The organism is Streptacidiphilus monticola (assembly GCF_042658505.1).
Classification (GTDB): domain Bacteria; phylum Actinomycetota; class Actinomycetes; order Streptomycetales; family Streptomycetaceae; genus Streptacidiphilus; species Streptacidiphilus monticola.
The window spans coordinates 1-23,915 of sequence record NZ_JBHSQJ010000009.1 but is presented as its reverse complement, the minus strand read 5'-3'; the positions used below and the strand labels follow the sequence as shown (position 1 = coordinate 23,915).

Sequence of the window (23,915 nt, the reverse complement as noted above, 5' to 3'; positions counted from 1 at the left end):
CGACGGTGTCGAGCAGGCCGGTCAGGCTCATGGACTTCCCTCGGACACGAAGACAACGCGAAAGCCCGGAAGCGAGCCGCTACCGGGGGTTTCCAGCGTACGCCCCACCCCCACGAAGCCGCCCCAGCCAACCCCCCAACCCCCGCGCCCCCGCGAGGCGGCCCAGCCGCCCCTCCCAACCCCCGCGCTCCCACGAGGCGGCCCAGCCGCTCCTCCAGGGCGCGAGGAACTGCGCGAGCAACCCACCCCTCACGGAGGTCCGGCCTCCTGCGCGGGACGGACCTCCCCGGGGGCAGTGTCGGTCGCCCACTCCTCCAGCGCGCTCCCGAGAGGCGGCCCAGCCGCCCCTCCAGGGGCGCGAGGAACTGCGCGAGCAACCCACCCCCTCACGGAGGTTCAGCTTCCTGCGCGGGACGGACCTCCCCGGGGGCAGTGTCGGTCGCCCACTCCTCCAGCGCGCTCCCGAGAGGCGGCCCAGCCGCCCCTCCAGGGGCGCGAGGAACTGCGCGAGCAACCCACCCCCTCACGGAGGTTCAGCTTCCTGCGCGGGACGGACCTCCCCGGGGGCAGTGTCGGTCGGGCAGTCCGCCAGCGCGCTCCCACGAGGCGGCCCAGCCGCCCCTCCAGGGGCGCGAGGAACTGCCCGACCGGCCCACCCCTCACGGAGGTTCAGCCTCCTGCGCGGGACGGACCTCCCCGGATGGTGGGCTGCCCGCGCTGGGGGGCACCTCCCGCCCCCAAGGGTGGGGGCTCCTCGCACCCCTGAAGAGGCCGCGGCCCTTGGGCGAGGCGGGGCTAAGGCCTGTCCGAGGGGTCGGGGTCCGGGACCGTGGGGAGTTCCGTGGTGTCCGCCTCCGAGGAGACGGGCTCCGGGTTCGCCGCCGCGCCGGTGAGGCTCGCGAGGGTTTCGCGAATGTGGGCCAGCTGGGCCTCGATCTCCTCCCGGCGCTCCGCGAACCGCGCCTGTTCCCGTTCGCTCGCCTCGGCGATGCTCCGGGCCCGCCGCTCCGCAGCGGCGAGCATGCGCTGGGCCCGCGTCTCCGCGTCCGCGGCGATCTCCTCCGCCTTCGCCGCCATCGCCTTCCGGCGGCGCTCCGCCTCCTCGATCCGGCGTTCGCCCGCGACCCGGGTCTCCTCCTCCCACGCCAGCGTCCGGGCCTCCGCCTCCGCGAACTCCTGATCCGCCACCCGCTGCTGCCCCGCGAGCCACGCATGGGCCTCCGCCGAGGCGCGCTGCGCCCGCTCGCGGACCTCGCGGGCGTCGGCCTCCGCCTCCTCCCGCAGCGCACGGGCGACCCGGTCCGCGTCGCCGCGCAGCGCCTCCGAGCGCGACCGGGCCCGTTCCAGCTCCCGCCGCTCCGCGTCCTCCGCATCGGCCCGGACCTGGCTCGCGTACCGGTCCGCCTCCTCCCGCACCCGGCGGGCCTCGGTGCGGGCGTCCGCGTCCACCCGCGCCGCCTCGGCGACGGCAGCGGCCCGCACCGCCGCGCCCTCCTCCTGAGCCCCCGTCAGCAGCCCGGCCGCACGGGCACTGAGGACGCTGTAGTCCGGCACCACGGCCTCCGCCGCCGCACGGGCCTGGTCCAGCTCGGCCAACTGCCGTTCCAGCCCCCGCGCCTGCTCGCCCAGTTCGGCGAGCCGCGCCCAGGCCCGGTCCCGCTCTGCCGCGAGGCGCAGCGTCGCCTGGTCCACCTGGTCGGGGTCGTAGCCCTTGCGGGCGAGCGCGTACCCCGGCGAGCCGTTCGGGGAGACGGCGTGGTTCATTGCTGGGTTCCTCTCCTCCGGCATCCGCCCCATTTTGAACAGATAAGTCCTTTGGATGACTGTATCGACACATGACGGAAGGGCGTGGGGATCATCCCCACGCCCTTCCGTCAGGCGCCCGCAGCTCCCGCCGCTCCCGCCGCTACAGCAGCCCGTCCCACATCTGCTCGAGCAGCACCGACCACCAGGTCTCCGGCGTGGCCAGCGCGGCCGGGTCCAGGGCAAGGAGCTGCGCCTGGAAGTCGGTCGTCCACCGGCCCGCCTGATCGGGCGTCAGCCCGAACCGGAACCGCCACATCCGGCCCAGGTGGGCCAGGCAGCGGATGAACTCGGGCAGGCCCGAGTTCACGAACCGCGGCGCGGCCTGCTCCGGCCCGGCCGGGTCGGTCGGCGTGCCCAGGTCGACGGCGACGATCGCGGCCGTGCCGTACTGGACGCACAGCTGGCGTCCGTAGTCGTTGCCGATGACGAGGTACGTCCCCGCGTCCGGCGACGCCGGGACGCCGCGCTCGGCGGCCAGCTCCGCCAGCGTCGGCACCGGACGGCCGGGCTGGGCCAGCGCCCAGAAGAACGGACCGAACTGCGTCGGCAGGCCCGCCTGGGTCAGGCAGACCGACACCGCCTCCGGGACGCCGGGGCGGGCGACCGACTGCGGGTCCCAGCGGAAGACGTTCTGCGGACCGCCGAAGGCCTGCGCCAGCTCCTCCCCCAGCGCCTGCGGCGCCGGCAGCGGCGTGCGCTGGACCGCGTTGACGTCCGGCAGCGGCACCCGCACCGGATGCTGCGGCGCGGGTCCCGCGGCGTGGGTGTGCAGCTCGTTGTGGTGCTCCAGCAGGCTCCGCATGCCCTGCTGGCGGGCGGCGGCGTCCCGTCCGTAGGGGGCGGTGTGGGTGATCCGGACGTTCGGCCAGGCCTCCTTGACCATGCGCGTGCAGTAGCCCGCGGGCAGGTCGCAGCTCGCCAACTCGGTGTGCAGCTCCAGGACCTGCTCCGGCGGGACGTTGAGCCGCCGGACCTCCTGGAGGATCTGCCACTCCGGGTGCGGCAGGCCCGGCGCGGAGCGCTGGATCACCTGCTGCTCGGAACCGTCCGGGCCCCGGTACCGCAGCACCGCCATGTACCCCGGCCCGGTGCGCGGCACGCCGGCAGGAGCACCCGGCCCCCCTTGCGGGGCGGCGGCGGGCATGCCGACCGGACCGCCCGGCGGCGGAGGCGGAACCGGCCCAGCAGCGGGCCCGGGCGGCGGAGGCACACCCGGCCCACCGGCCGGCGCGGGCGGGGGCGGGGGCGGGGGCGGGGGAACGCCCGGACCACCGGCGCCGAGCAGTCCCGGTGGGGGCGGCGGCACGGGCCCTCCGGGAGGCGGCGGGGGAACGCCCGGACCACCGGCGCCGAGCAGTCCCGGTGGGGGCGGCGGCACGGGCCCTCCGGGAGGCGGCGGGGGAACGCCCGGACCACCGGCGCCGAGCAGTCCCGGTGGGGGCGGCGGCACGGGCCCTCCGGGAGGCGGCGGGGGAACGCCCGGGCCGGGGGCCGGGCGGACCGGGGCGCCTGACGCACCGTCAGCGCCCAACAGACCAGCCGGAGGCGGCGGAGGCACGCCAGGACCACCGACAGGCTGCGGAGGCACACCGGAAACGGGGGGCGGCGGCACCGGCCCACCGGGACGCGCCAGCATCGTGGGCGCGTAGTCCAGTCCAGGATCCGCGCCACCCGGAACGGCAGTCCCGGCTCCGGGGCCTGTCGTACCGTCCGTCCCCAGCAACCCTGCCGGAGGCGGCGGCACCGGACCCCCGGCCGACGGCGGCGGAGTCACACCCGGCCCTCCGGGAGGCGGCGGGGGAACGCCCGGGCCGGGGGCCGGGCGGACCGGGGCGCCTGACGCACCGTCAGCGCCCAACAGACCAGCCGGAGGCGGCGGAGGCACACCCGGCCCACCGGCGGGGGGCAGCGGCGGGGGAACGCCCGGCCCACCGGCGGGGGGCGGCGGCGGAGGAACGCCCGGCCCACCGGCGGGGGGCGGCGGCACCGGCCCACCGGGACGCGCCAGCATCGTCGGCGCGTAGTCCAGCCCGGCCCCCGAACCACCCGCAAGCCCCGGACCGTTCCCCGGACCTGACGCACCGTCCGCCCCGAGCAACCCCGCCGGAGGCGGCGGCACCGGGCCGCCGACGGGCGGTGGCGGAGGCACGGCCGGTCGCCCACCCTCGCCCGACGCACCGCCGGCACCCGGCAAGCCCGCCGGAGGCGGTGGTGGCGGCGGAGGCACACCCGGCCCACCGGGGCCCGCCGCACCGTCCGCGCCGGACACCCCCGGCGCAGGAGCCCCGGGACGGGACAGCATCGTCGGGGCGTAGTCCAATCCCGACTCCGACCCGCCGGCAGGCGTGGCTCCGAACGGTCCGCCGGCGCTCTGGGCCGGAACCGGGGCGGCGTGGCCACCGAGCGCTCCGGCGCCGGGAACTGACGCCCCGTGAGGCGACGACTGCGCCGCCGACGGACGCGGGGTCGGCGGCTCCGGCGGAGCCAGCATCGTGGGGAAGTCCGCCGGGGGGCCGTCCGGCACCGGCGGAGCCACCTGCACTGCGGACGGCGCCTGCGGCACCGGCGCCGCCGGCCCGCCCGGGCCTCCCGCTCCCGCCGGGGCCCCCGGCCCCGCGATCGCGCCCGCGAGGCTCGCCGCCTCCGCGGCGCGCGCGGCCTCCGCCGCCTCGTGCAGCCACTGGGGCGGGCTCAGCAGGAACGACGTCGCCTCGAAGGAGTCCTTCGCCGGGGGCGGCGGCACCGCCGCGCCCGCCGGGGTCGCCCCGGCCGGGCGGCCGTAGACGTCCTCGTAGGCCCGCACCACGTCGTTGATCGGCAGCGCCGGCCACAGCGTCTCCGCGCCCGTCTCCCGGGCGATCACGAGCCGGACCTCGCCGCCGTCCGGCGACTGCACGTCGTCGCGGTCCACCGCCCAGGCCACGAAGCCCAGGTCGAACTCGCGCACCCGCACCTGGCGGCGCCGGTACGCGGGGACGCCGTCGTTGATCCATTCCTCGGCGCGCCGCTGCGCGTCCGCGTAGGTCACCACCGGGACCTCACCCCTCCACCGGGACGGCTCGGGCGAAGCCGCCCACCATCAGCTGTGCGACCGTCTGCAGTTCGGTGGGGCTGCCCGCCAGCTTCCGCAGGAAGTCGTCGAAGTCGTCGGCGCAGTGGAGCAGCAGCCGCTCGCAGCGCGCCTGCGGGGTCAGCGACTCGTCGCCGTCGTCCCGCGCGTCGTCGTAGGGGAGGAACCAGACCGTGCCCGCCCGCTCCCCCTTCACCTTGAGGGTGAGCAGGCCGCCCTGGGCGTAGGCGATGCCGAGGTAGTCCTTGGTGACGTGGTCGCGCAGGCACTTGTTGACGTACACCAGGTCGTCCAGCTCCGGCTGCTGACGGAGCGTGAAGAACGGCTGGTCCAGCAGCACGCCGAGCTCGGGCAGCAGGCCGAGGCCGGCCACGCCGCGTCCGCCGGCCGCCTTGAGGAACGCGCGGTAGGGGCCGGGAAGGGTGTAGCCGAGGCTCTCCTCCGCCGTCTGCAGCTGGGCCTCGTCCACCCCGGCGTCCTCGGCGAGGGTGAAGTGCACCGGCCGGCGCTGCTGCAGCGGGCGGGTGCCGCGCTGCTGCAGGTCGGCGTCCACGTCGGCGAAGCCGCCGTGGTGCCGGAGCAGCGCCTTCACCTCGACGGGGACCAGTTCGAGGCGGCGCCAACCCGGTACCGACGCAGGGGTGGTGGCGTGGTGCCAGGTCCAGCCCTCGGGCGTGGCGACCGGATGGCCGACGTCCTGCCACAGTTCGTGGCCCTCGGCGCGGAGGGCGGCGTTGGCCGAGACGATGTCGGTGACCCGGACCTCGTCCACGGGGTGGCGCGGCGGCGGATCCTTGATCTCGGCGGCGGCGCGGGCGAAGGGCCGGAAGTCCGGGTGGCCCTGCTCGTCGACCCGGACCCCGTCCGGGTACTTCGCACGCCGCAGCGGGTCGGGAAAAGCGACGACCTGTCCGGCGTAGGCGGCGTTCGGCCGACCTCTCGTCATGGAGTTTGCCCCCTGCTGCGTCTGACTACCGGTGCTCAGCCTAGGGCTTGGCAGGTGCGGACGGATCACCCCTCGGCCACCCAGTTAGTCTGATCATCAGAACACCACGGGGGAACAAAGGATCGACGGAACATGGAAACTGAGGCGACGCCAGCCGCCCGCAGCGACTGGCGGCCCACCGCCGCGCCGCTGCTGCGCCATCGCCGCGACAGCCTGATGCCGGTACTGGCATCGGCGCTGTCGGTACGGGGGGACACCTTCACCTGCGTCGGTGAGAAGGACCACGGCCCGGTGCACCTGCACCCGCTGGTCGCGGAGTTCCTCACCGCGCTGCCGCGGGATCACCGCGAACGTTTCACCGGCCGCTGCCCGGAGGCGCGGCTGCTGTCGCAGTTCCTGGACCACGCCGAGACGCAGCGCTCCCGCCGCGCCGCCCGCAAGCCCTTCGGGGAGCAGGACGCCCGCCGGGCGCTGCGCGGCGCCCGGATGACCACCGTGCGCATCCGCGAGGACGGCGACCCCGCGCACGGCACCCACCAGGTGCCGTGCCGGTCCTGCGGCCGGCTGCTGGAGCACTTCGGCGTGGCGACCGTCAGCCTCAACGGCCGGGGAGCGTGAGCGGGTTGGACGTGCGCTTCCCCGCCGACGCCGCGGCCGCGCTCAAGGCCGGCGGCTGGTACCCGGACCGCCGCAAGCTGCTGCGCGCCGAAGCCTGGGCCCGCACCCTGGCCGAGGCGGGGCACGCGGTCTTCCCCGCCGCGATCGAGGCCTTCGCCGAGTTCGGCGAGGTGAGCGTCGACGTCAAGGGTCCCGGCGTGGACGTCGCGCGCACCTCGTTCACCATCGACCCCATGCTCGGCCTGCACCAGCCCAGGACCGTCGCCGACCTGGGCCGGGCCCTGGAACTGCCCACCTGCCCTCTCGGCGAGGAACGCGACGGCGCGGCCCTGCTGGTCCTGGACGCGGCCGGCCGCGTCTACAGCCTGGACCACGCGGGCGAGTGGTTCCTCGGCCAGAGCGTCGACCAGGCCCTGATCACCCTCATCCTCGGCTTCGCCCCGGAACGCCTGCGCCCGGTCGCGGACACGCTCTGATGCTGCGGCGTCCGGTCGCGTCGTGGGGCCGTGCCGGCCGCGTGGGGAGGCCGGGACTTCTGACGCGGCGTCAAGCGCCGTACGCGGAGGCCAGCGCCGCCTCGACGACGGCGTGGGCCTCCGCCGCGGGGATGCCCAGGCTGTGGGCGCGCTGCGCGTACGCCGCCGCCAGCCGCGCCGCCTCGGCGCGGCTGCGGTCCCCCGCGGCCGCGATCACCGTGCCGTGGCGGCCACGGGTCTCCACCACCCCCGCGGCCTCCAGCTCGCGGTACGCCTTGGCCACGGTGTTCGCCGCCACGCCCAGTTCCTGCGCCAGCCCGCGCACCGTCGGCAGCTTCTCCCCGACCGGCGCCTCCCCGCTCTGCGCCGCGGCGGCCACCTGCGCCCGGATCTGCTCGGAGGGCGGGACGTTCGACGAGGGGTCAAGCCTGATCAGCACGGTCGGGGCTCCGGGAGGGGCTGCGGCGGCGGGGAGTTCCTACGGTAGTACCCGCGCGGCCGTCGCAGGTTGAGCAGCCCCGTCACCACGAGCGCCATGAGCGCGCCCATCGTGAAGTCGAAGAAGACGAAGGCGGGCAGTCCGTCGCCGCCCCAGGGGCCCCGCCTGCCCAGCGCCACGGCCGCGCAGGCCAGGCCCAGGAAGCAGCCCCCACGAGGTCCACGTGGGCATGTCCTACACCGCGGCCGCGGTCTGCACCAGCCTCGCCTCCACCCGGAAGCCGCCCTCCTCGGTCGGGCCCGCGGTGAACGCGCCGCCGAGTGCGGTGACCCGCTCCCGCATGCCGACCAGGCCGTTGCCCCCGCTCGGCAGGGCCCGGGGCGAAGCCTCGCCGCCGGGGCAGGAGTTGGTGACGGCCAGCGCCACCCCGCCCGGCACGTAGGCGACGACGACCTCCGCCTCCGCGCCGGGCGCGTGCTTCAGCACATTGGTCAGCGCCTCCTGCACCACGCGGTAGGCGGTCCGCTCCGCCTCCTCCGACAGCAGCCGACGCGCGCCGCCGAGGGTGTACCGCACCGGCAGACCCGCCGCGCGCAGCTCGTCCACCAGGGCGGCGACCGAGTGCAGGCCCAGCTCGGGCAGCTCCTCCGCTGACGGTTCGTCAACCGTGCGCAGCACGCCGAGGATCTGCCGCAGCTCGTCCAGCGCCTGGCGGCCGATGTCGCCCATCAGCTTCGCGTTGGCCGCGGCCTTCTCCGGATCCCGGGCGGCGATCCGCTCCAGCGCGCCGGCGTGCACCACCAGCAGGCTCACCCGGTGCGCCACCACGTCGTGCATCTCCCGGGCGATCCGGGTCCGCTCCTCCATCCGCGCCCGGCGGGCGCGCTCCGCGGCCTGCTCGGCCAGCAGCGCCAACTCCGTCTCCAGGCCCTCGGCCCGCTCCGTCAGCGCGACCCAGAGCCGGCGCCGCTCCCCCACGTACAGCCCGAGGATCGCCGGCGGCACGCTGATGCCGACGGCGGCCAGGACGGAGAGGATCAGCAGGGCGTAGCTCGGCACGCCGTGCTGCAGCGCCTCGGCCTGCTGCGTGCCCATGGTGAGGACGGAGACGACGACGGTCTCGGTGATCGCGACCGCGCACAGGACGGTCATCGCCCGCCGCTCGGCGAAGCGCCCGGCGGGCCCGGCGGGGCGGTAGGCGGCCAGGGTGTAGAGGCCGACCATCAGCAGCAGGTAGCCCGCGCCGAGCGGGATGGTGGCGAGCGCGGCGGCCACCGGGAGCAGCGGCCAGCGGCGGCGCAACAGCAGGGTGCTGCCCGCGACGAACCCGAACACGGCCACCGCGACGGCGGCGGGCAGGGGCAGCCCCTGCTTCTGCACGAACTCGGCGGCGCTCCACGCGCACTCGCCTGCGGCGAGCAGCGCGAGCACCCCGTCCAGCACGAGGCTCCTTCTACGCCCCCAGGCCTCGACCACCATGCCCCAAGCGTAGGTGACACCCCTGAGCGCCCGGCAGCAGCGTGGCCCCGTCAGGGGCGCGGGACCGCGCGAGCAACACACCACTCGCGGAGGTCCGTCCCGCAGACGGGGTCGGACGTCCCCTGGGTGGTGTGTTGCTCGCGCGGTCCCCGCGCCCCTGGAGGCTGGTGCAACCGGCCGCCGTCTCGAAGAGTGTCCGGATGGCGGCCACCTCCGTTCGTGCGCCTGCGGCGCACCTATGCTGAGCGGAGGCGGACAGCGCGGTCCGTACCAATGTCCGAGCCGATGCCCCACTCCACCCGCAAGGGAGCACCAGCGTGAGCGACGTCGCACGCGAGGCCGACCACCCCGTCGACCACCCCGTCGCCGGAGACGACGTGGTCGCAGACAACACCGCGCTTCGCGCGGACATCCGCCGTCTCGGCAACCTCCTCGGCGAGACCCTGGTCCGCCAGGAGGGACCGGAACTGCTCGCGCTCGTCGAGCGGGTCCGCGCCCTGACGAGGACCGACGGGCAGGCCGCCGCCCGTCTGCTGGACGAGCTGGACCTGGACACCGCCGCCAAGCTCGTGCGCGCCTTCTCCACCTACTTCCACCTCGCCAACGTCGCCGAGCAGGTGCACCGCGGCCGCGAGCTCAACGCCCGCCGCAGCGCCGACGGGTCCACGCTGTCCCACGCCGTGGACAAGCTGGCCAAGCTCGCCGAGGACGACCCCGACCACCTCGCCGAGACCCTGGGCCACCTCAACGTGCGCCCGGTCTTCACCGCGCACCCCACCGAGGCCGCCCGCCGCAGCGTGCTGCAGAAGCTGCGCCGCATCGCCGAGCTGCTCGACCAGGCGGACACCCCCGCCCGTCCCACCGGCCGCCGCCAGGCCGACCGGCGCCTCGCCGAGGTCATCGATCTGCTGTGGCAGACCGACGAGTTGCGCATCGCCCGCCCCGAGCCCGCCGACGAGGCCCGCAACGCCGTCTACTACCTGGACGAGCTCTACAAGCGCGCCGTGCCCGACGTGCTCGAGGAGCTGAGCGAGGAGCTGACCCGCGTCGGCATCCAACTCCCGGACGGCGCTCGCCCGTTGACCTTCGGCACCTGGATCGGCGGCGACCGCGACGGCAACCCCAACGTCACCCCGGCGGTCACCCTCGACGTGCTGATCCTGCAGCACGAGTACGGCATCAACGACGCCCTGGACGTCGTCGACGACCTGCGCGCCTCGCTCTCCTCCTCGATCCGGCTCACCGGCGCCACCGAGGAACTCCTCGCCTCCCTGGCCGCCGACCTCGACGCGCTGCCCGAGATCAGCCCCCGCTACAAGCGGATGAACGCCGAGGAGCCCTACCGGCTCAAGGCCACCTGCATCCGTCAGAAGCTGACCAACACCCGCGAGCGGCTCGCCCACAACACCCCGCACGTCCCCGGCCGCGACTACCTCGGCACCGCCGAGCTGCTCGCCGACCTCCAGGTCATCCAGACCTCGCTGCGCGCGCACAAGGGCGCCCTCATCGCCGACGGCCGGCTCGCCCGCGCCATCCGCACCGTCTCCGCCTTCGGCCTGCAGCTGGCCGTCATGGACGTGCGCGAGCACGCCGACGCCCACCACCACGCCCTCGGCCAGCTCTTCGACCGCCTCGGCGAAGAGGCCTGGCGCTACGCCGACATGCCGCGCGAGTACCGGCAGCGGCTGCTGGCCAAGGAGCTCAGGTCCCGCCGCCCGCTCGCGCCCACCCCGGCGCCGCTGGACGCCGCCGGGCAGAAGACGCTCGGCGTCTTCGAGACCATCCGCGAGGGCTTCGAGCGCTTCGGCCCCGAGATCGTCGAGTCCTACATCATCTCCATGTGCCAGGGCGCCGACGACGTCTTCGCCGCCGCCGTCCTCGCCCGCGAGGCCGGACTGATCGACCTGCACGCCGGCATCGCGAAGATCGGCATCGTGCCGCTGCTGGAGACCACCGACGAGCTGCGCGCCGCCGACACCATCCTGGACGAGATGCTGCGCGACCCCTCCTACCGGCGCCTCGTCGCCCTGCGCGGCGACGTCCAGGAGGTCATGCTCGGCTACTCCGACTCCTCCAAGTTCGGCGGCATCACCACCTCCCAGTGGGAGATCCACCGCGCCCAGCGCCGGCTGCGCGACGTCGCCCACCGGTACGGCATCCGGCTGCGGCTCTTCCACGGCCGCGGCGGCACCGTCGGCCGCGGCGGCGGCCCCTCGCACGACGCCATCCTCGCCCAGCCCTACGGGACGCTGGAGGGCGAGATCAAGGTCACCGAGCAGGGCGAGGTCATCTCCGACAAGTACCTCATCCCGTCGCTGGCCCGGGAGAACCTCGAACTCACCGTCTCCGCGACGCTGGAGGCCTCCGCGCTGCACACCGCCCCCCGGCAGTCCGCCGAGGCGCTGGCCCGCTGGGACGCCACCATGGACACCGTCTCCGAGGCCGCCCACACCGCCTACCGCGTCCTGGTCGAGGACCCGGACCTGCCCGCGTACTTCTTCGCGGCCACCCCGGTCGACCAGCTCGCCTCCCTGCACCTGGGCTCGCGCCCCTCCCGCCGCCCCGACTCCGGCGCCGGCCTGGACGGCCTGCGCGCCATCCCGTGGGTGTTCGGCTGGACCCAGTCCCGCCAGATCGTGCCCGGCTGGTACGGCGTCGGCGCCGGCCTCGCCGCCGCCCGTGACGCCGGACTCGGCGACATCCTGGACGAAATGCACCGCGAGTGGCACTTCTTCCGCAATTTCCTCTCCAACGTCGCCATGACGCTGGCCAAGACGGACCTGCGGATCGCCCGCCACTACGTCGAGCAGCTCGTCCCGGCCCACCTGCAGCACGTGTTCACCCGCATCGAGGCCGAGCACGACCGCACCCTCAAGGAGGTGCTGCGGATCACCGGCGAGAACGAACTCCTGGACCACAACCCGGTGTTGAAGCAGACCTTCGCCATCCGCGACGCCTACCTGGACCCCATCTCCTACCTCCAGGTCGCCCTGCTGCGCCGCCAGCGCGAGGACGCCGCCAACGGCGCCGCCGAGGACCCCGAGCGCTCCCGCGCCCTGCTCCTCACCGTCAACGGCGTCGCCGCCGGCCTGCGCAACACCGGCTGACGCCCGCTCAGTTCCCCTCTCCCTGCCGCCCGGTGGCCCCTCGGCCACCGGGCGGCAGCCGTTTCCGATAACGATTCGGCATTCATCTTCTGCGTCACCCGCACTCAATTCGGACACAACCGGAATCCGTACCGGCAGACCAGGAACTAGAGTGCGGACGATTCTCAGTGACAGCACAGAGAATCCCTACTTCTTCTCACTCCTTCGCAGGGGGACCACCCGGTGCGCATACGTACCGCCATTCCCGCTGCGGTGGCCGCCGCCGCGCTCACGGCACTCGCCGCGCTGCCCGCCCAGGCCGCCACCGCAGCCACCAACTCGCCCACGGCGAGACTCACTTCATCCACCCGCGGCACGGGCCTCGGCCCGGGCCACCTGTTCGCCAAGCCGCAGGCCGCCCCGCGGCACCACGGCCTGGTCACCGCCGACGACGCCACCGCGGCACCGCAGTTCACCACCGTGACCGCCGACCGCACCGCGAGCGGCCTGGTCCTCAAGGCCGTCCTCGACGCCGCCGACCCGGCCTCCGGCGTCACCGCCGACTTCTACGTCGGCGCAAACCCGGCGACCGACAAGGACGGCACCACCCCGCTGCCGACCTACAACCTCACCTGGAACGACACCGACGGCGCCTGGGAGCTCCCGCTCGACCTGCCCGTCTACAACACGTACAACGTGGTGCTGCACGCGACCAACCAGGTCGGCACCACCCCGTACGACCTGAACGACGTGGCGTTCGTGCTCCAGCCCCAGCTGGACCCGGCCACCACCATCGGCCCGGCCACCGTGGACTACGCCCACCAGAGTGTCACCGCCACGGGCAAGGTCACCCTCTGGGACCCCCGCACCGGCCAGTCGCAGGCCCCCGGCACCACCTACACGGTGGTCTACCTCAACGGCCCGGCCGGCTCCGGACTGGGCACCTGGGGCACCGTCGCCGCCGACGGCTCCTTCAGCCTCTCCGTCGGTGTCCCCGGGACCTTCGCGGGCGGCCTGTTCCAGGCCTACGCCCAGACCGGCAACGCCAGCAGCGACTCCGTCAGCCGGGCCGTCAACACCCGCGGCCAGTCCGCCACCCGCATCGTCCTCGACCACACCGCGGTCAGCGGCGGCACCGCCGGACGCTCCTACACGGTCGGCGGCGTCGTCCAGTACCAGGCCGCCGACGGAAGCTGGGCCCCGCTCACCGGGGTGCACCTGGACTACCAGTCCCCCGGCGACCCCGGCTGGTACAGCGACTGGAACGCCATCACCGACGGCAACGGCCGCTTCTCCGTCAGCACCACCGTCCCGGCCGCGCCCGGCACCTTCTCCGTCCGCCCCTCCAGCATCTGGACCTGGTCGCCGTACCTGACCTCCGCCGCCGCCGTCCACGTCGCCTTCAGCTCCATCCACCAGGTCGTCACCCTGCACCTGGACGCGGCGAGCATCGACGAGTACTCGGACCTGAGCGCCTACCAGACCGTCAGCAGCACCAACAACCGCGTCCCCGGCAACAAGGTCTACCTACTGGCCTCCCCCAACGGGAAGACCGGCTGGAAGAACCTCGGGTACATCCCGGTGACGTCAAACGTCTGGGAGCAGAACATCAGCGGCTGGGTGCCCAACCCCCACGGCTGGTACCGGCTCTACACCCCCGCCGCCACCGGCTACAGCGCCACCTACGGCAACATCGTCCACGTCTTCCGCTACGAGACGATCGTCACCGGTGGCAAGCCCGCCCACACCACCATCGCCAAGAACCACTACCTGACCATCGGCGGCCACGTGTACTACCGCGGCTACGGCAGCTGGCAGGTCCTCAAGGGCACCCACGTCTACCTCTTCTTCCGCCCGACGGGCAGCAAGCAGTGGCAGTACGTCAGCACCGCCCGCACCGACTCCCACGGCTTCTTCCGCGTCAGCGGCAAGGCCACCCGGAGCGGAACGTGGGAGGTCGCCTGGTTCACCCCGAACCAGTGGTACGTCGACAGCTGGGGTCCCAACACCTGGGTGCGCGCCAGCTGACCGTCAGCTGAGCACCCGGCCAGGACCGGACACCAAGCGATGAGCGGGAGCAGCTGACGCTGCTCCCGCTCATCGCCTTTCCGCTCAGCCGTTGTAGTTCTGCTGCGCCCGCTCCAGGCCCTCGGAGAGCAGAGCCTCGACCGCGTCCGCCGCACGGTCCACGAACCAGGGCAGCTCCTTGCGCTCCGAAGCGGTGAAGTCCCGCAGCACGAAGTCCGCCACCTCCATCCGCCCCGGCGGCCGGCCGATGCCCGCCCGCACCCGGAAGTAGTCCGGGCCCAACGACTTAGTGATCGACTTCAGGCCGTTGTGGCCGTTGTCCCCGCCGCCCCGCTTCAGCCGCAGCGCCGCGTACTCCACGTCCAGCTCGTCATGGATCACCACCAGCCGCTCCGGCGTCAGCTTGTAGAAGTCCCGCAGCGCCACCACCGGACCGCCCGACAGGTTCATGAAGGTCATCGGCTTCGCCAGCACCACCCGCTGACCCGCCAGCCGGCCCTCCACCACCTGCGCCCGCGACTTGTGCGACTTGAACCTCCCGCCGACCCGCTCCACCAGCAGATCCGCCACCATGAAGCCGATGTTGTGCCGGTTCCCGGCATACTCCGGCCCCGGATTGCCCAGACCCACCACCAGCCACGGGCCGGACTGCTGCGACTCCCGCGCGTCGTTCATGGCCATCAGCGTGCACCCTCCAACGGCACGACGCTGCCCCGGCCGGACCGACCGGGGCAGCGTACGTGGAACAGGAACTGACGGAGGCTCAGCGCCCCCGCGCAGAGGCTCAGGCCTCGGCGGACTCCTCGCCGGCCTCGCCCTCGGTCTCCTCCGCGGCGGCCTCGACCTGCGCGCCCACGACGTGCAGGACCACGGCGTCGGCGTCGACCGCCAGCGAGACGCCGTTCGGCAGCGTGATGTCCTTGGCGTGGATGGAGGCGCCCGCCTCCAGGCCCTCGACGGAGACCGTGACGTTCTCCGGCAGGTGGGTGGCCTCGGCCTCGACCGGCAGCGCGTTCAGAACGTGCTCCAGCAGGTTGCCGCCCGGGGCCAGCTCGCCCTCGGTGACGACCGGGACCTCGACCGTGACCTTCTCGCCACGCTTGACCAGCAGCAGGTCCACGTGCTTCAGGAAGCGCTTGATCGGGTCGCGCTGCACGGCCTTCGGCAGCACGAACTCGTCCTTGCCGTCAATCTTGATGGAGATCAGCGCGTTCGGGGTCTTCAGCGCCAGCATCAGGTCGTGGCCCGGCAGGTTGACGTGGACCGGGGTGTGGCCGTGGCCGTAGACGACGGCGGGAACCAGGCCGGCACGACGGTCGCGGCGGGACGCACCCTTGCCGAACTCGGTACGGGCCTGGGCGTCGAGACGGATCTCGGACATGGCAGCGCTCCTTGTACTACTCGAGAGACGATCGGTGAGCGCCTGGCGCCTATCACACACTCTCGAAACCAAGAAGCGCGTCGATAACGGGGCAGCAAGAAGCCCCCTCGCCGGGCAAGACCAGAAGTCTAACCGCGCCCGGCGAAGGGGCCAAAACGATCAGCCGCCGCAACGGCGGCGCCGCGCGCTCAGTGCGCGCCGTCGAACAGGCTGGTCACCGAACCGTCGTCGAAGACCTCGCGGATCGCCCGCGCGATCAGCGGCGCGATCGACAGCGTCGTCACCTTGTCCAACTGCAGCTCACCCGGCGTCGGCAGGGTGTTCGTGAACACGAACTCGCTCGCCCGCGAGTTCTTCAACCGGTCCGCCGCCGGACCGGACAGCACACCGTGCGTCGCCGCCACGATCACATCCGCGGCACCCTGCTCGAACAGCGCCTCCGCGGCCGCCACGATCGTGCCACCGGTGTCGATCATGTCGTCCACCAGCACGCAGACCCTGCCCTTGACGTCGCCGACGACCTCGGCCGACATCACCTTGTTGGCCACGTTCGGGTCACGCCGCTTGTGGATGATCGCCAGGGGCGCTCCCAGCCGGTCCGACCACTGGTCCGCCACCCGCACCCGGCCCGCGTCCGGGGAGACCACCGTCAGCCGCTCCCGGTCCACCTTCGACCCCACGTAGTCCGCCAGGATCGGCAGCGCGAACAGGTGGTCCACCGGACCGTCGAAGAACCCCTGGATCTGCGCCGTGTGCAGATCCACCGACATCAGCCGGTCCGCGCCCGCCTGCTTCAGCAGGTCCGCTATCAGCCGCGCCGAGATCGGCTCACGACCCAGGTGCTTCTTGTCCTGACGGGCATAGCCGTAGAACGGCATGATCACGGTGATGCTCTTGACCGAGGCCCGCTTCAGGGCGTCGATCATGATGAGCTGCTCCATGATCCACTGGTTGATCGGGGCCGTGTGGCTCTGCAGCACGAAGGCGTCCGCACCGCGCACCGACTCCTCGTACCGCACGTAGATCTCGCCGTTGGCGAAGTCCAGGGCCTTCGTCGGAACCAGATCCACGCCCAGCTGCTCGGCCACCTCCTCGGCCAGGGCGGGGTGGGCACGGCCGGAGAAGAGCATCATCTTCCGCGAGCCGGAGGATTTGATCCCGGTCACTGAACCGTCTCCTTGTTGCTGACGCGCACGACCCCCGGCGCACGGCCCAGGGCGGGCAGCAGCCGTAGGCAGGGGGAGGTGGGTTGGCTGGCACACCCCAGGCGGCGACGAGCCTGCGGCGTATGGATGACACCCAGGTTACGCGGCGCGCAGGCATGCCGTCGCCTCCGGGGCACCCCGACGAGTGCCCCGAGCAGCCCTCCGGCCCGGCGCAGCCCTCGCCAGGCCGACCCTCAGCCCTCCTCGGCCCGCCGCTTCGCCGCCGCCGCGGCCTCCGCCGAGGCGGTGCCGGACCGCTTGCGCTCCACCCAGCCCTCGATGTTCCGCTGCTGCGGGCGGGTCACCGCCAGCGCGCCCGGCGGGACGTCCTGGTAGATCACCGAGCCGGCCGCGGTGTAAGCACCGTCACCCACGTGGACCGGGGCCACGAACATGTTGTCGGAACCGGTCCGGCAGTGGTCCCCCACCGTCGAGTGGTGCTTGTTGACCCCGTCGTAGTTGACGAACACCGAGGCCGCCCCGATGTTCGAGCCGACGCCGATGGTGGCGTCACCCACGTAGGAGAGGTGCGGCACCTTGCTGCCCTCACCGACCGTCGCGTTCTTCATCTCCACGTACGTGCCGGCCTTCGCCTTGCGGGCCAGCACCGTGCCCGGGCGCAGGTACGCGTACGGGCCGACCTGGGCCAGCTCCCCGATCACGGCACGCTCGGTTGTGGCGTTGATCACAACCGCGCCCGGGCCCACCTGAGTGTCCGTCAGCGTGCAGTTCGGGCCGACCTCCGCGCCCTCGCCGATCGAGGTCGCCCCGCGCAGCTGGGTGTTCGGGTGCAGCACCGCGTCGCGCTCGTACGTCACCTGGACGTCCAGCCAGGTGCTCGCCGGGTCGACGACGGTGACGCCGGCGCGCATCGCGGCGTCCAGCAGACGGTCGTTCATGATGCGCCGGGCCTGGGCCAGTTGGACCCTGTCGTTGATCCCGAGGATGTCCCGGTAGTCGGCGGCGACCACCGCCCCGACCCGGTGCCCGGCCTCGCGGAGGATGCCGAGGACGTCGGTGAGGTACTCCTCGCCCTGGCTGTTGTCCGTCCGGACCTCGGCCAGGCCCTCGGCGAGCAGCTTGCCGTCGAAGGCGAAGACGCCCGAGTTGATCTCGTTGATGGCCCGCTGGGCGTCGCTGGCGTCCTTGTGCTCGACGATCGCCTGCACCGCGCCGTCGGCGGCGCGGAGGATGCGGCCGTAGCCGGTGGCGTCCGGGACCTCGGCGGTCAGCACGGTGACGGCGTTGCCGTCCTTGGCGTGCGCCTCGGCGAGGGCCTGCAGGGTGGCGCCGGTGAGGAGCGGCGTGTCCCCGGTGCTGACGATCACGGTCCCGTCGAGGACCGTCCCGTCGGCGGCGAGGGCGTCGAGCGCGACGCGGACGGCGTTGCCGGTGCCGAGCTGGCGCTCCTGGACGACCGCCCGGATCCCGGGATCGACGGCGGCGAGATGCTCGGCGACCTGCTCGCGCATGTGCCCGATGACCACGACCACGTGCTCGGGCGCCAACTCCTGCGCGGCGGCGACGGCGTGGCCGACGAGGGTGCGGCCGCAGATCTCGTGCATGACCTTCGGCCTGACGGCCGACTTCATCCTGGTCCCCTCGCCCGCGGCGAGAACGATGACAGCGGTGGGAGTCACGGGGTCAGGCTCCTCGGCGTAGTTCGGGTGTACGCCGAGGATAGCCCTGACCTCGCATGCGGTTCCGCCGGCTGGACTCGAACCAGCATCGTCCAAATCCAAAGTTTGGCGGGTTGCCAATTACCCCACGGCGGACTGCTTTGTGGCGGCTCCTACTATGCCGTACCACCAGCCCTCGATGCGACGGTAAAGGTCAGCGCTTCGCCGAACATCGATCACCAGGCAGCCGTGGTACCCCTCGCCGGTGTTCTTGCGCACTGTCCTCGGGTTGTGCCGCTTCAGGGTCGGGCGGGCGAACTGCTCAGCTCCGGCGTCGACCACCTGCGCCCAGAATCGCTGGGCGCTCTCCGCATCGGCCGTCTCGTGGATGTGCACGCGGAAGGTCAGCTCGCTCCGGGCGACCCCGATCAGGTCGAGCCAAGCCAGATACACGCGGATGACGCCCGGGTCGCTGTTGATGAAGACCGCCCGTTCCGCTCGCCGGTGCGGCTTGGACTTGCTTCCCTCCGCCCAGTACAGAGCCGCCCCCACCATGAGAAGCTCACGCTCCGTCAGATCCGCCGCCTCCCTCGCCGCTTGCTCCAAGACCTCGCGCCGCTGCCGGTCCCGCTCCCGTCGGTACGGCTCCCAGCGCACCTCATTGGCGTGGCGCGCCTGCTCAGCGGGAGAGAGGCGCGGCGGCGGCTTCGGCAGATCGGCGACCCATAGAGAGATCGACGCCTGCGAGATGCGCAGTTCCTTCTGGATCTGGCTGTAGGTCCAACCGGCCCGGCGCAGCTCTCTCGCGCGTTCCCGTTCGGCATCCTTGGCCCGCGCGCGGCGCGGGCAGTCGGGTGGGATCTCCCACTGGAGCAGGCGGTTGAGCCGGTACTTGCTGTCGATCCCGAGCCTGTCCATGATCTGACGGCGCGTCAGCCCCTGCTCGCGCAGGGCGGCTGCGTGGGTGCGAAGCGTGGTGTCGTCGTCCATGGGCCGAGCTTCGCCCGGTCCCGGCCACCGGCGCAGCAGATCGGCCGCGGTCCACACGTTCGAGCGGATTGCGCCTTGATCGGGAATTCGGCCCTCCGGAAACGCCGCTCGGAGGGATGGTCTTCCTCGTCCCCGGGTACAGAACCTACGATGCCGTAGGTTACGGTCCCGTAGCCTGCCTGACCTTCTGGCCTGCTGAGAGGCGACCATGAGCATCCACCCCACCACCGAGCCCGTCGCCGAGGCGCGGACGAGTGCTTCGAGCCCTCCGCAGGAGTCGGCCTCGGCCCTGGCGTCGTCGGCGACGGCGACGACGACGGCGGCGACGCCTTCCGGGACCCGGGGCGGCGAGAAGCAGGGGCTGGTCGAGCGGATCACCCTCGCGCTGTTCATCGGGGTCCCCTTCGCCGCGCTGGTCGCGGCCGTCCCCGTGGCCTGGGGCTGGGGCCTGGGCTGGCACGACATCGTCATCGGCGTGGTGATGTACTTCGTGGCCTGCCACGGCATCACCGTCGGTTTCCACCGCTACTTCACCCACGGGTCGTTCAAGGCCAACAAGCCCCTCCAGGTCGTCCTCGCGATCGCCGGCAGCCTGGCGGTCGAGGGGCCGCTGGTGCGCTGGGTGGCGGACCACCGCAAGCACCACAGGTTCTCCGACAAGGACGGCGACCCGCACTCGCCCTGGCGCTACGGCGAGACGGTCCCCGCCCTGATGAAGGGCCTGTTCTGGGCGCACATGGGCTGGATGTTCGACGCGGAGCAGACCCCCCAGCAGACCTACGCCCCCGATCTGCTCAAGGACCGTCAGCTGGTCTGGATCTCGCGCCAGTTCGGTCTGTTCACCGCGGTCTCGCTGCTGATCCCGCCGCTGGTGGGCGGTCTGTGGTCCTGGTCCTGGCAGGGAGCGCTCACGGCGTTCTTCTGGGCGTCGCTGGTCCGGGTGGCGTTGCTGCACCACGTGACGTGGTCGATCAACTCGATCTGCCATGCGATCGGCGAGCGGCCGTTCAAGTCGCGGGACAGGTCGGGCAATGTCTGGTGGCTGGCGGTGCTGTCCTGCGGTGAGTCCTGGCACAACCTGCACCACGCGGATCCCACCTCGGCCCGGCACGGTGTGCTGCGGGGTCAGGTGGACTCGTCGGCGCGGATCATCCGCTGGTTCGAGCTGGCGGGGTGGGCGCGGGACGTGCGCTGGCCGAGCCCCGATCGGGTGGCGGCCCGGCGCGCGGCATGATGGTGCCGTGAACCAGAGCAGCGGTGGCGTGGCAGCAGGGGCGGCAGGCGACAATCCGCGGGTTCCGGCCAAGCAGGCTCGGGGGTCCGGTGGGGCACCGCGTGGGACGCGGGTGCGGATGAGCGGGAAGCAGCGGCGGGAGCAGCTGCTGGACATCGGCCGCACGCTGTTCGCGGAGCGGGGGTACGAGGCGACGTCGGTGGAGGAGATCGCGGCCAAGGCCGGGGTGTCGAAGCCGGTGGTGTACGAGCACTTCGGGGGCAAGGAGGGGCTGTACGCGGTCGTCGTGGACCGGGAGATGCAGCTGCTGCTGGACATGGTGACCGGGTCGTTGACGGGTGGTCATCCACGGGAGCTGCTGGAGGAGGCGGCGTTCGCGCTGCTGGACTACATCGAGACGTCGACGGACGGCTTCCGGATCCTGGTGCGCGATTCCCCGGTGGCGCAGTCGACGGGGACGTTCGCGTCGCTGATCAGCGATATCGCGACGCAGGTGGAGGACATTCTGGGGCTGGAGTTCAAGTCCCGGGGTTTCGACCCGAAGTTGGCGCCGATGTACTCGCAGATGCTGGTGGGGATGGTGGCGTTGACGGGTCAGTGGTGGTTGGAGGTGCGCCGGCCGCGGAAGGCGGATGTGGTGGCGCACCTGGTGAATCTGGCCTGGCACGGCCTGGAGGGACTGGAGAGGAAGCCGCAGCTGGTCAGCCGCCGCAAGGGCTGAGCAGCTGCGGCTTGTCACTGACGGCCCGTCAGCAGCTGTTCGATGCGGGCGCGGTGGGCCGCCTCCCATTGGTCGAGGCCTTCTGCGGCTTCCGCGGCGAGCTTGGCGTGGGCGGCGGCGAGGGTCCGGTCGGTGCGCTGGGCCGGGACGGTGACGATGCCGTCCTCGTCTGCGACGACGAGGTCGCCGGGGCGGACGCGGACGCCGCCGCAGTCCACCGGGGTGTCGAGGGGTTCGACGGCCTTCTTGGCGCCGGGGATGGGGACGACGCCGCGGGCGAAGACGGGGAAGCCCATGGCGGTGATCTCGGCGATGTCGCGGACGACGCCGTCGAGGACGAATCCGGCGATGCCGCGGCGGCGGGCCACGGCGCACACGTTGCCGCCGGCGAGGGCCCAGCGGGTGTCGGCGCCGGCGTCGGCGACGATGACGGAGCCGTGTGGGGCGCGGTGGATGGCGGCGTGGAGCATCAGGTTGTCGCCGGGCGGGCAGCGGACGGTGTAGGCGGGGCCGGAGACTCGCGGCACGGGTGTCCACAGGCTGTGGATGGCGGGGTCGAGTACCTGCTCGGGGCCGAGCAGGTCGGCGAGGGTGGTGGTGGGCGGGATCCGACGCGCGGTCATGCGCGGGGTTCCAGGAACTCGATGCGGTTGCCGACGGGGTCGAAGCTGTAGAAGCGGTCGTGGCCGGGGAGGTTGTCGTCCCAGACGACCTGGGCGCCCTTGGCGGCCAGGGTGTCGGCGTAGGCGTGGATGCCGCGGATGCGCAGGGCGGGGTGGGCCTTCTTGGCGGGGGTGAAGGGTTCCTCGATGCCGAGGTGGAGCTGGACGCTGCCGTCGGGAGTGGCGAACCAGCAGCCACCGCGGGCGGCGAGGACGGGCGGCTTGGGGATCTCGACGAGGCCGAGGACGTCGCGGTAGTAGCCGCGCAGCTGGTCCTCGCTGCCTGCGGGGGCGGCGAGTTGGACGTGGTCGAGGGCGGTGATCATGGCTGGCTCACTTCTTGACGGCGACGACGAAGACGCGGTGGTAGGGGAGGACGGTGCCCCAGGGGTGGGCGGGGTAGGCCTGGGCGGTGAGGGCGCGGTAGTCGGCGAGGAAGTCCGCGCGGGCCTGGTCGTCGGGGAGGGCGTCGAGGGCGGGACGCAGTCCGGTGCCGCGCATCCAGTCGACGACGGCGTCCTCGGCGGTGAGGATCTGGTGGTAGGTGGTCTCCCAGACGTCGACGGCGCAGCCGAGGTCGGTGAGCTGCTGCAGGTAGTCGGCGGGAGTGGGGACGGCGGGGCGGTCGACGTGGCCCAACGTGGCTTTCCAGCGGGGGCTTTGGCGCAGTTGGGCGAGGAGGGTGTGGGCGGGCTGGTCGAAGTTGTCGGGGATCTGAAAGGCGAGCACGCCCCCGCTGGGGAGGGCGGCGATCCAGTCGGGGAAGCGGTGTTCGTGCCCGGCGACCCACTGGAAGGCGGCGTTGGAGACGATGGCGTCGGGGCGGTCCTGGCGGGGGTCGTAGTCGAGGAGGTCGCCGAGCCGGAAGTCGAGGCCGGGGTGGTCGCGGCGGGCGGCGGCGATCATGTCGGGGGAGTTGTCGATACCGGTGATCCGGGCCTGGGGCCAGTGGGCGGCCGCGGCGGCGGTGCTGTTGCCGGGGCCGCAGCCGAGGTCGGTGACGCGGGCGGGGGTGAGCGGCACGCGGGCGAGGAGTTCGCGGAAGGGGCGGGCGCGGTGGTCGGCGTGGCGCAGGTAGAGCTCGGGGTCCCAGCTGGGCATGGGTCTCGCCTCCGGACTATCTTGACATCAAGATACTCGGGCAGCATGCCCGCAATGATTTCTTGATGTCAAGAGACTTCATATCGACAGTTCCTTCACTACACTGATCGCCATGGAGGACGAGGTCGATCGGCTGGTCGCGGCATGGCGTCGAGAGCGCCCCGACCTCGACGTGGAGCCACTGGAGGTGCTCAGCCGGATCAGCCGGCTCGCCCGCCACCTCGACCGCGCCCGGCGCACGGCCTTCGCCGAGCACAGCCTGGAGCCCTGGGAGTTCGACGTGCTGACAGCGCTGCGCCGGGCGGGCGCGCCGTACCAGCTCTCCCCCGGCCAGCTGCTGACGCAGACCCTGGTCACCTCGGGCACCATGACGAACCGGATCGACCGCCTGGCCGGCAAGGGCCTGGTGCAGCGTCTGCCCGACCCGGGCGACCGCCGCGGGGTGCTGGTCCGGCTGACCGAGGCGGGCCAGGAGCACGCGGACGCGGCCCTGGCCGGACTGCTCGACCACGAGCGGGAGATCCTCGCCGAGCTCTCGGCTGGGCAGCGCGAGGAACTGGCGAGGCTGCTGCGGCAGTTGGTCGCCCCCTTCGACAACGTGGACCAGGCCGGCGCCTGACCGCCCGGCGGCCTCCCTGACACGTCGTCAGAGTCCGCCGCAGGTCCGCGACTTCTTCGCGCCGCACTCTTGACGCGCTCCTGCCGCGAGGGCCACGCTGTGTCCCATTCTTGTTAGGAAGCTTTCCTAACGTTGCGTCAGATCCGGACCTTCCCCCACAGAAGGAGCACGGCAATGAAGCACCCTCTCCGCACGCTGGTCGCCTCGACGGCGGCCGCCGCGTGCCTCGGCGTCGGGGCGGTGGCCCTCGGGGGCCCGTCGGCCGCCGCGGCGACCACCCCGGCGCACCCCTTTCCCCAGCATGCGACCTACAAGGCCGGCGTGCTGCCCAGCGCCTCCCAGTCCACCCGCGACGCCGCGGTCAGGTCGGCCTACAGCCGGTGGAAGTCGACCTACCTGGTGCACGGCTGCGCGAGCAACGAGTACTACGTCTCC

The 23,915-nt window shown here is 72.9% G+C and carries 22 protein-coding genes, 1 tRNA gene and 1 pseudogene; 9 read left to right on the top strand and 15 right to left on the bottom strand.

Annotation, left to right across the window (positions count from 1 at the left end; all coding sequences use genetic code 11):
- Positions 1-795: 795 nt before the first annotated feature.
- Positions 796-1,764, bottom strand: coding sequence for a coiled-coil domain-containing protein (locus ACFP3V_RS02890; RefSeq protein WP_380579315.1), 969 nt, complete (start codon positions 1,762-1,764; stop codon positions 796-798).
- A gap of 142 nt (positions 1,765-1,906) precedes the next feature.
- A complete protein-coding gene (locus tag ACFP3V_RS32065) occupies positions 1,907-4,330 on the bottom strand; it encodes an SUKH-4 family immunity protein (protein ID WP_465270090.1) in 2,424 nt (807 codons plus the stop codon).
- Between ACFP3V_RS32065 and ACFP3V_RS02880 the strand changes: the two genes are divergently transcribed.
- Entirely contained in the window at positions 4,299-4,589 is a 291-nt protein-coding gene (locus tag ACFP3V_RS02880; RefSeq protein WP_380579311.1) for a hypothetical protein, read from the top strand. The genes ACFP3V_RS32065 and ACFP3V_RS02880 overlap by 32 nt on opposite strands.
- A gap of 255 nt (positions 4,590-4,844) precedes the next feature.
- Here ACFP3V_RS02880 and ACFP3V_RS02875 read toward each other — a convergent pair whose 3' ends face one another.
- Positions 4,845-5,822 carry an SMI1/KNR4 family protein gene (locus ACFP3V_RS02875; RefSeq protein ID WP_380579309.1) on the bottom strand — a complete coding sequence of 326 codons (978 nt, stop codon included), beginning with the start codon at positions 5,820-5,822 and terminating at the stop codon, positions 4,845-4,847.
- A gap of 132 nt (positions 5,823-5,954) precedes the next feature.
- Here ACFP3V_RS02875 and ACFP3V_RS02870 point away from each other — a divergent pair, with 132 nt between their 5' ends.
- Together ACFP3V_RS02870 and ACFP3V_RS02865 are read left to right on the top strand one after the other, a co-directional pair.
- Complete coding sequence (locus ACFP3V_RS02870; protein ID WP_380579307.1) at positions 5,955-6,440, top strand: YwqJ-related putative deaminase; 486 nt, start codon at positions 5,955-5,957, stop codon at positions 6,438-6,440.
- Positions 6,437-6,916 (top strand): SUKH-3 domain-containing protein, encoded by a 480-nt coding sequence (locus ACFP3V_RS02865; protein WP_380579305.1) that lies wholly within the window; start codon positions 6,437-6,439, stop codon positions 6,914-6,916. The genes ACFP3V_RS02870 and ACFP3V_RS02865 overlap by 4 nt, the downstream gene beginning before the upstream one ends.
- Positions 6,917-6,986: 70 nt before the next feature.
- On the opposite strand, the gene ACFP3V_RS02860 is transcribed toward ACFP3V_RS02865, so the two are convergent.
- Genes ACFP3V_RS02860 through ACFP3V_RS02850 form a run of 3 tightly spaced genes read right to left on the bottom strand, consistent with a single transcriptional unit; the run spans position 6,987 to position 8,834 of the window.
- Positions 6,987-7,355, bottom strand: coding sequence for a GntR family transcriptional regulator (locus ACFP3V_RS02860; protein ID WP_380579303.1), 369 nt, complete (start codon positions 7,353-7,355; stop codon positions 6,987-6,989).
- A complete protein-coding gene (locus tag ACFP3V_RS02855) occupies positions 7,349-7,534 on the bottom strand; it encodes a hypothetical protein (RefSeq protein WP_380579301.1) in 186 nt (61 codons plus the stop codon). Before ACFP3V_RS02855 ends, ACFP3V_RS02860 begins: the two co-directional genes overlap by 7 nt.
- Positions 7,535-7,589: 55 nt before the next feature.
- Positions 7,590-8,834: a sensor histidine kinase gene (locus tag ACFP3V_RS02850; protein WP_380579300.1), complete on the bottom strand. Its 1,245-nt coding sequence runs from the start codon at positions 8,832-8,834 to the stop codon at positions 7,590-7,592.
- A 377-nt stretch (positions 8,835-9,211) separates the two neighbouring features.
- On the opposite strand from ACFP3V_RS02850, the gene ppc reads away from it, so the two are divergent.
- Both ppc and ACFP3V_RS02840 read left to right on the top strand, forming a co-directional pair.
- Positions 9,212-11,941: a phosphoenolpyruvate carboxylase gene (ppc, locus tag ACFP3V_RS02845; RefSeq protein ID WP_380579363.1), complete on the top strand. Its 2,730-nt coding sequence runs from the start codon at positions 9,212-9,214 to the stop codon at positions 11,939-11,941.
- 222 nt (positions 11,942-12,163) lie between these two features.
- The gene (locus tag ACFP3V_RS02840; protein WP_380579298.1) at positions 12,164-13,948 is read left to right on the top strand and encodes a hypothetical protein; all 1,785 of its coding nucleotides are present in this window, start codon (positions 12,164-12,166) and stop codon (positions 13,946-13,948) included.
- A gap of 84 nt (positions 13,949-14,032) precedes the next feature.
- On the opposite strand, the gene pth is transcribed toward ACFP3V_RS02840, so the two are convergent.
- From pth to ACFP3V_RS02810, 6 genes are all read right to left on the bottom strand, one after another.
- Positions 14,033-14,623 (bottom strand): aminoacyl-tRNA hydrolase, encoded by a 591-nt coding sequence (gene pth / locus ACFP3V_RS02835; RefSeq protein WP_380579296.1) that lies wholly within the window; start codon positions 14,621-14,623, stop codon positions 14,033-14,035.
- A gap of 109 nt (positions 14,624-14,732) precedes the next feature.
- A complete protein-coding gene (locus tag ACFP3V_RS02830) occupies positions 14,733-15,329 on the bottom strand; it encodes a 50S ribosomal protein L25/general stress protein Ctc (RefSeq protein WP_380579294.1) in 597 nt (198 codons plus the stop codon).
- Positions 15,330-15,517: 188 nt separating this feature from the next.
- A complete protein-coding gene (locus ACFP3V_RS02825) occupies positions 15,518-16,495 on the bottom strand; it encodes a ribose-phosphate diphosphokinase (protein ID WP_380579292.1) in 978 nt (325 codons plus the stop codon).
- A gap of 233 nt (positions 16,496-16,728) precedes the next feature.
- Positions 16,729-18,126 carry a bifunctional UDP-N-acetylglucosamine diphosphorylase/glucosamine-1-phosphate N-acetyltransferase GlmU gene (gene glmU, locus ACFP3V_RS02820; protein ID WP_380579361.1) on the bottom strand — a complete coding sequence of 466 codons (1,398 nt, stop codon included), beginning with the start codon at positions 18,124-18,126 and terminating at the stop codon, positions 16,729-16,731.
- Positions 18,127-18,236: 110 nt separating this feature from the next.
- Positions 18,237-18,309: transfer RNA gene (locus tag ACFP3V_RS02815), tRNA-Gln, on the bottom strand.
- Positions 18,295-19,143, bottom strand: a complete 849-nt coding sequence (locus ACFP3V_RS02810; RefSeq protein ID WP_380579290.1) for a hypothetical protein — start codon at positions 19,141-19,143, stop codon at positions 18,295-18,297. Before ACFP3V_RS02810 ends, ACFP3V_RS02815 begins: the two co-directional genes overlap by 15 nt.
- 208 nt (positions 19,144-19,351) lie before the next feature.
- Between ACFP3V_RS02810 and ACFP3V_RS02805 the strand changes: the two genes are divergently transcribed.
- Together ACFP3V_RS02805 and ACFP3V_RS02800 are read left to right on the top strand one after the other, a co-directional pair.
- Positions 19,352-20,377, top strand: coding sequence for an acyl-CoA desaturase (locus ACFP3V_RS02805; protein WP_380579288.1), 1,026 nt, complete (start codon positions 19,352-19,354; stop codon positions 20,375-20,377).
- Between the two features lie 28 nt (positions 20,378-20,405).
- Complete coding sequence (locus ACFP3V_RS02800) at positions 20,406-21,098, top strand: TetR family transcriptional regulator (protein ID WP_380579359.1); 693 nt, start codon at positions 20,406-20,408, stop codon at positions 21,096-21,098.
- A 14-nt stretch (positions 21,099-21,112) separates the two neighbouring features.
- Here ACFP3V_RS02800 and ACFP3V_RS02795 read toward each other — a convergent pair whose 3' ends face one another.
- Genes ACFP3V_RS02795 through ACFP3V_RS02785 form a run of 3 tightly spaced genes read right to left on the bottom strand, consistent with a single transcriptional unit; the run spans position 21,113 to position 22,861 of the window.
- Positions 21,113-21,721: an RraA family protein gene (locus tag ACFP3V_RS02795; RefSeq protein WP_380579286.1), complete on the bottom strand. Its 609-nt coding sequence runs from the start codon at positions 21,719-21,721 to the stop codon at positions 21,113-21,115.
- Positions 21,718-22,086, bottom strand: coding sequence for a VOC family protein (locus tag ACFP3V_RS02790; RefSeq protein WP_380579284.1), 369 nt, complete (start codon positions 22,084-22,086; stop codon positions 21,718-21,720). Before ACFP3V_RS02790 ends, ACFP3V_RS02795 begins: the two co-directional genes overlap by 4 nt.
- A 7-nt stretch (positions 22,087-22,093) precedes the next feature.
- Positions 22,094-22,861, bottom strand: coding sequence for a methyltransferase domain-containing protein (locus ACFP3V_RS02785; protein WP_380579282.1), 768 nt, complete (start codon positions 22,859-22,861; stop codon positions 22,094-22,096).
- A 112-nt stretch (positions 22,862-22,973) separates the two neighbouring features.
- Between ACFP3V_RS02785 and ACFP3V_RS02780 the strand changes: the two genes are divergently transcribed.
- Both ACFP3V_RS02780 and ACFP3V_RS02775 read left to right on the top strand, forming a co-directional pair.
- Positions 22,974-23,480, top strand: coding sequence for a MarR family winged helix-turn-helix transcriptional regulator (locus ACFP3V_RS02780; protein WP_380579280.1), 507 nt, complete (start codon positions 22,974-22,976; stop codon positions 23,478-23,480).
- Between the two features lie 174 nt (positions 23,481-23,654).
- Positions 23,655-23,915 (top strand): annotated as a pseudogene (locus ACFP3V_RS02775) (glycosyl hydrolase family 8); the annotation flags it as partial.